Source organism: Geodermatophilus sp. SYSU D00079 (assembly GCF_054050635.1).
This window is the reverse complement of the sequence record NZ_JBJGZS010000055.1, coordinates 1-5,921: the sequence shown is the minus strand read 5'-3', so window position 1 is coordinate 5,921 and position 5,921 is coordinate 1. Positions and strand designations below refer to the sequence as shown.

General features: G+C 72.5%; 5 protein-coding genes. 3 read left to right on the top strand and 2 right to left on the bottom strand.

Annotated elements, in window-relative coordinates; genetic code table 11:
* Positions 1-132 precede the first annotated feature (132 nt).
* Together ACI79E_RS22245 and ACI79E_RS22240 are read right to left on the bottom strand one after the other, a co-directional pair.
* Positions 133-804 (bottom strand): 3-oxoacid CoA-transferase subunit B, encoded by a 672-nt coding sequence (locus ACI79E_RS22245; RefSeq protein WP_456934759.1) that lies wholly within the window; start codon positions 802-804, stop codon positions 133-135.
* On the bottom strand, positions 804-1,562 hold the full coding sequence (locus ACI79E_RS22240) for a CoA transferase subunit A (protein WP_456934758.1): 759 nt from the start codon (positions 1,560-1,562) through the stop codon (positions 804-806). The genes ACI79E_RS22245 and ACI79E_RS22240 overlap by 1 nt, the downstream gene beginning before the upstream one ends.
* Positions 1,563-1,974: 412 nt before the next feature.
* Between ACI79E_RS22240 and ACI79E_RS22235 the strand changes: the two genes are divergently transcribed.
* From ACI79E_RS22235 to ACI79E_RS22225, 3 genes are read left to right on the top strand one after another with little or no spacing between them, the layout of a single operon-like run.
* A complete protein-coding gene (locus ACI79E_RS22235; protein WP_456934757.1) occupies positions 1,975-3,084 on the top strand; it encodes an NDMA-dependent alcohol dehydrogenase in 1,110 nt (369 codons plus the stop codon).
* An 11-nt stretch (positions 3,085-3,095) separates the two neighbouring features.
* Positions 3,096-4,574, top strand: coding sequence for an aldehyde dehydrogenase family protein (locus tag ACI79E_RS22230; RefSeq protein ID WP_456934756.1), 1,479 nt, complete (start codon positions 3,096-3,098; stop codon positions 4,572-4,574).
* 10 nt (positions 4,575-4,584) lie between these two features.
* The gene (locus ACI79E_RS22225; RefSeq protein WP_456934755.1) at positions 4,585-5,709 is read left to right on the top strand and encodes an NDMA-dependent alcohol dehydrogenase; all 1,125 of its coding nucleotides are present in this window, start codon (positions 4,585-4,587) and stop codon (positions 5,707-5,709) included.
* The last annotated feature ends 212 nt before the right edge of the window (positions 5,710-5,921 follow it).

Here is a 5,921-nt window from a genome sequence, read left to right as displayed (position 1 = left end):
CCCCCCCCGCCCCCCCCCCCCCCCCCCCCCCCCCCCCCCCCCCCCCCCCCCCCCCCCCCCCCCCCCCCCCCCCCCCCCCCCCCCCCCCCCCCCCCCCCGGGGCCGGGGGCCGGCCGTGGTCCGACGGCCGGCTCAGCCGGCCAGGTGCTCGGTGTAGGGAGCGGTGGTGCGGGCGCGCACGTCGTCGGGGGTGACGCCGGGGGCGCACTCGACCAGCCGGAGCTGGCCGTCGACGACGTGGAAGACGGCCAGGTCGGTGTAGACGCGGGTGACCACGCCCTTGCCGGTCAGCGGCATCGTGCACTCGGGCACGATCTTCGGCCGGCCCTTGCGGTCGACGTGCTCCATCGCGACCCAGACCTGCGGGGTGCCGGCGACGAGGTCCATCGCGCCACCCACGGCGGGGTTCTTGCCCGGCACGTACCAGTTGGCGAGGTCGCCGGAGGCCGACACCTGCAGCGCACCGAGGATGGTGCAGTCCAGGTGGCCGCCGCGGATGATCGCGAACGACAGTGCGGAGTCGGTGATGGCCGCGCCGCTGATCAGCGTGATCGGCTGCTTGCCGGCGTCGGTCAGGTCCGGGTCGGCCTCCTCCGGCGAGGCCTCCGCGCCGATCCCGAGGACGCCGTTCTCCGCGTGGAGCACGACCTCCTTGTCGGCGGGCAGGAAGCGCGGGACCAGCAGCGGGATGCCGACGCCCAGGTTGACGACGTAGCCGTCCTGCAGGTCCTGGGCGAGGCGCTCGGCGATGCCCTCGCGGGTGCGGCCCACGACCGGGGCCGGGGCGGGGATGGTGCCGGTCATCAGGAGGCCTTCCTCGTCGTCGCGGCGGTGTCCTCGGTGGCGGGGGCCTTGCCGGTGGTCATGACCACGTCGTCCACGAACACGCCGGGCAGGTGGACGTCGTCGGGGTGCAGCTCGTCGACCTCGACCAGCTGCTCGATCTCGGCGAAGGTGGTCCGGCCGGACATACCCGCCATGGGGTTGAAGTTCCGCGCCGACAGGCGGAACCGCAGGTTGCCCTTCCGGTCGGCCTTGTGGGCCTTCACGAACCCGAAGTCGGCCACGATGCCCTCCTCCAGCACGTACTCCCGGCCGTTGATCAGCCGCGTCTCCTTGGCCGGCACGTGCTCGGCGACGCCGCCGTCGGGGGAGTAGCGCAGGGTGAAGGAGCCGTCGGAGAGCATGGTGCCCGCGCCCGAGGGCGTGAAGAAGGCCGGGATGCCCGAGCCGCCGGCGCGCAGCCGCTCGGCGAGCGTCCCCTGCGGGATCAGCTCGAGCTCCACCTTGCCGGCGAAGTACTCGTCGTAGAACTCCTGCAGGATCGGGAAGGACGCCGTCACCCGGCGCAGGCGGCCCTCGTGCAGCAGCCGGCCGACGCCGGTGAAGTCGTGACCCACGTTGTTGACGTACACGTGCAGGTCGCGGCGGTCGAGCTCGCACAGGGCGTCGAGCAGGCCGTCGGGCCGGCCGGAGCTGCCGAAGCCGCCGACGGCGATCGAGGCACCGGAGGGCACGGCGTCGACGACGGACAGGATGTCCTCGCGGAACTTGTCGATCACTGGCGGTCCTTCACGGGGGAGGGGTCCTTCCACGGATGAGCTCGCTCGTGGACCGGGAGCGGCCACACGGGGGGCGCCGGGTGGCGCGGGGATCCCGGACCGACCGGACCGATGCGGTCGACGTCGGTCGAGCACGACGAGTGCAGCAGCCGCGCCCGGCGGGCAGCAGCGCATCTTCCACGTCCCGGAAAGGAGACGGGGCGCACACCGGACGTGGCGGGCCGCCGTCCCGCCCACCACCGCGTGGTCTTCCGTGCTGGGGAAGGGGTGTGGTCCGCGCCACCCCGCGGGACGGATGGTGGACCGCGGCCGGGGAGCGCGCCCGTGCAGCTCGCGACGGTCGGTCGACCTCGTCGCCGTCCTGCCGGGCACCCCGTTGCGGCCGACGTCCAGTACTGGGAAGGAGCCCCATATGAGCATGACCACGCGCGCCGCGGTCTGCCGCGAGCCGGGTCGGCCGTGGGAGATCACCGAGCTCGAACTCGACGAGCCCAAGGCCAACGAGGTCCGCATCAAGTTCATGGCGGCCGGGATGTGCCACTCCGACGACCACATCCAGAAGGGCGACGCGATGATGCGTTTCCCGGTGGTCGGCGGCCACGAGGGCGCCGGCATCGTCGACGCCGTCGGTGAGGGCGTCACCCGGGTGAAGGTCGGCGACCACGTCGTCTGCTCCTTCATCCCCGCCTGCGGCAAGTGCCGCTACTGCTCCACCGGCCGGCAGAACCTCTGCGACGAGGGCAAGAACGCCTCGACCGGCGAGTTCCCCGACGGCACCTTCCGCTTCCACCAGAACGGCGAGGACTTCGGCGGGCTGTGCGTCCTGGGCACCTTCTCCCAGCACGCCGTGGTCAGCGAGTACTCGGTCATCCCGATCCCCGACGACATCCCGTTCGAGATCGCCGCCCTCGTCGGTTGCGGCGTCCCCACCGGCTGGGGCAGCGCGGTCCACCTCGCCGGCGTCAAGGCCGGCGACACCGTGGTCATCTACGGCGCCGGTGGCGTGGGCAGCAACGCCGTCCAGGGCGCGGCGCTGGCCGGCGCGGAGCGCGTGGTCGTCGTCGACCCGGTGGAGTTCAAGCGGGAGATGGCGACCGTCTTCGGCGCCACCCACACCTTCGCCTCGGCCAAGGAGGCCCACGACTTCGTCGTCGAGTCCACCTGGGGCGAGCTGGCCGACCACGCCATCATCACCGTCGGCAGCCTGCACGACGAGGTCATCGCCGACGCCCTGCAGGTGGTCGGCAAGAGCGGGCAGGTCACCGTCACCGCCGTCGGCAACGGCTGGGTCAACGAGCACCCGGGTGTGTTCATCGGCTACCAGCGGCGCATCCAGGGCGGCATCTTCGGCGGCTGCAACCCGCTGCACGACGTCCCGCGGCTGATCAGCCTGTACCGCTCCGGGAAGCTCAAGCTCGACGAGCTGGTCACGCGGACCTACAAGCTCGACGAGGTCAACCAGGGCTACCAGGACATGCTCGACGGCAAGAACATCCGCGGCGTCATCATCCACGAGCACTGAGGACCACAGACATGACGATTGCTCCTCCTGCGCCCTCGGCGGGTGCGTCCCTGATCATCGACAACGCGCAGCTCATCGGCGGTGAGTGGGTCCCGGCCGCCAGCGGCGAGACCATCGACGTCATCAACCCCGCGACCGGTGAGGTCCTCGGTCGCGTGCCCCGCGGCACCGCCGCCGACGTCGACGCCGCCGTCCGGGCCGCCGAGGCCGCGTTCCCGGCCTGGCGCGACACCAACGCCACCGCCCGCGCCGCGCTGCTGTTCCGCTGGGCCGCGCTGATCGACGAGAACATCGCCGAGCTCGACGCCCTGGAGTCCCAGGAGGTCGGCCGCCCGCACTGGGGTCCGCCGCCCATGGCCGGGCAGCTGCGTTTCACCGCCGGCCAGGCCGACAAGGTGCAGGGCCTGTCCCTGCCCACCTACACCCCCGACGCGCTGGGCCTCACCCTCCGCGAGCCCTACGGCGTCGTCGGCGCGATCATCCCGTGGAACGCCCCGGGCCCGATGTTCGTCACCGACGTCGGCCCGGCGATCGCCGCCGGCAACACCATCGTGATCAAGCCGGCCGAGGACGCCCCCCTGACCGGCCTCGCGCTGGCCAAGCTGGCGCTGGAGGCGGGCATCCCGCCGGGCGTGGTCAACGTCGTCACCGGCTACGGCCACGAGGCCGGCGCCGCGATCCCGGCCCACCCGCGGATCCGCCGGATCAGCTTCACCGGCTCCCCGCAGACCGGTGAGCTGATCATGGCCGCCTGCGCGACCAACCTCACCCCGCTGCACCTGGAGCTGGGCGGCAAGTCGCCGCAGGTCATCCTGGCCGACGCCGACCTCGACGCCGCGATCCCCGCGATCGCCCGCGGCATCACGCTCAACACCGGCCAGATCTGCGCGGCGGGTTCGCGCGTCGTGGTCGCGCGCTCGATCCACTCCGAGGTCGTGCAGCGCCTGGCGCAGCACATGTCCGAGGTCAAGGTCGGCCCCTGGTACGAGCAGGTGAACATGGGCCCGCTGATCAACGCCAAGCAGCACGAGCGGGTGCTCAAGTACATGCAGCTGGGCCAGGAGGAGGGCGCCGACCTCGTCCTCGGCGGCGGTCGCCCCTCCGGCGACAAGTTCGAGCGCGGCTTCTTCGTCGAGCCGACCCTCTTCGACAACGTGGACCCGCAGATGCGGATCCACCAGGAGGAGATCTTCGGTCCGGTCCTCGGGGTCACCCCGGTGGACGACGACGAGCAGGCCCTCGAGGTCGCCAACGGCACCGACTACGGCCTGGTGGCCTCGGTGTGGACCCGCGACGTCGGCAAGGCCGTCAAGTTCGCCCGCGGGCTGCAGGCCGGGCAGGTCGCGGTGAACGCGGCGCTGGGCGCCGGTGTCATCGGTGGCCCCTTCGGTGGCTACAAGCGCAGCGGCTTCGGCCGGTCGATGGGTGCCGACGCGGTGCTCGACTACACGCAGGTCAAGACCGTGTCCCTCCGTGGCACCGGGAACTGAGAGGGATCGCATGAGCAGCATCACCACGCGCGCGGCCATCGCCCGGGCGCCGCACCAGGGCTGGGAGCTGGTCGACCTCCAGCTCGACGACCCCAAGGAGCACGAGGTCCGGGTCAAGTTCGCCGCCTCGGGCCTGTGCCACTCCGACGACCACATCACCCAGGGCGACGCGCCGGTGCGCATGCCCGTGGTGGGTGGCCACGAGGGCGCCGGCATCGTCGAGTCGGTCGGCCCGAACGTCACCCGGGTCAAGCCCGGCGACCGGATCGTGTGCTCCTACATCCCGGCCTGCGGGGCCTGCCGGCCCTGCTCCACCGGGCACCAGAACATGTGCGTGAAGGGGCTCAACGCCGGCACGGGCATGTTCCTCGACGGCACCTTCCGGTTCCACCTCGGCGACGAGGACCTCGGCGGCTTCTGCACCGTCGGCTCCTTCTCGCAGTACGCGGTGATCTCGGAGTGGGCGGCCATCCCGCTGGCCGACGACATCCCCTGGGAGGTCGCCTGCCTGGTCGGGTGCGGCGTCCCCACCGGCTGGGGCTCGGCGGTCAACGCCGCCGGCGTCCGCGCCGGTGACACCGTCGTCATCTTCGGTTCGGGTGGCGTGGGCAGCAACGCCGTCCAGGGCGCCCGCTACGCCGGCGCCAAGAACGTCGTCGTCGTGGACCCGGTCGCCTTCAAGCGCGAGATGGCCACCTCGGTCTTCGGCGCCACGCACGCCTTCGCCACGGCGAAGGAGGCCCACGAGTTCGTCGTGGAGACCACCTGGGGCCAGCTGGCCGACCACGCGATCCTCACCCCCGGTGTGGTGACCGAGGAGATGGTCAACGCCGCTCTCCAGATGACCGGCAAGGGCGGCAAGGTCACCATCACCGGCGTCGGCAAGCTGACCGAGAAGGCCGCGCACTTCCACGCCGGCGCGCTCATCGGCTACCAGCGGCAGGTCCGCGGCGCCCTGTTCGGCGACTGCAACCCGCTGTTCGACGTGCCGCGCCTGCTCCGGCTGTACCAGGACGGCCAGCTCAAGCTCGACGAGCTGGTCACGCGGACCTACAAGCTGGACGAGGTCAACGAGGCCTACCAGGACCTCGCCGACGGCAAGAACATCCGCGGCGTCATCCTCCACGAGGGCTGAGAGGGGACCCCGTCCCCGGACCCCACCTCCGCAGGCTCGGGGTGGGGCCCGGGGACGGGGCCGGACACACAGAGGCCGCCGGCACCCGAGGGGTGCCGGCGGCCTCCGCCGTGCGGTGCGGTGGCGGGCCGGCCCCGGGCGGCCCGGCCCCGGCGGGGTAACCCGGCGGCTGGGCGTGTTGCCGCGCGCGCCCTGCCAAGCGGTTTTCCGAG

Excerpts from the sequence above, each read along its gene's own strand:
- ACI79E_RS22245 (WP_456934759.1), bottom strand. The coding sequence starts at position 804 with ATGACCGGCACCATCCCCGCCCCGGCCCCGGTCGTGGGCCGCACCCGC.
- ACI79E_RS22235 (WP_456934757.1), top strand. The coding sequence starts at position 1,975 with ATGAGCATGACCACGCGCGCCGCGGTCTGCCGCGAGCCGGGTCGGCCG.
- ACI79E_RS22230 (WP_456934756.1), top strand. The coding sequence starts at position 3,096 with ATGACGATTGCTCCTCCTGCGCCCTCGGCGGGTGCGTCCCTGATCATC.
- ACI79E_RS22225 (WP_456934755.1), top strand. The coding sequence starts at position 4,585 with ATGAGCAGCATCACCACGCGCGCGGCCATCGCCCGGGCGCCGCACCAG.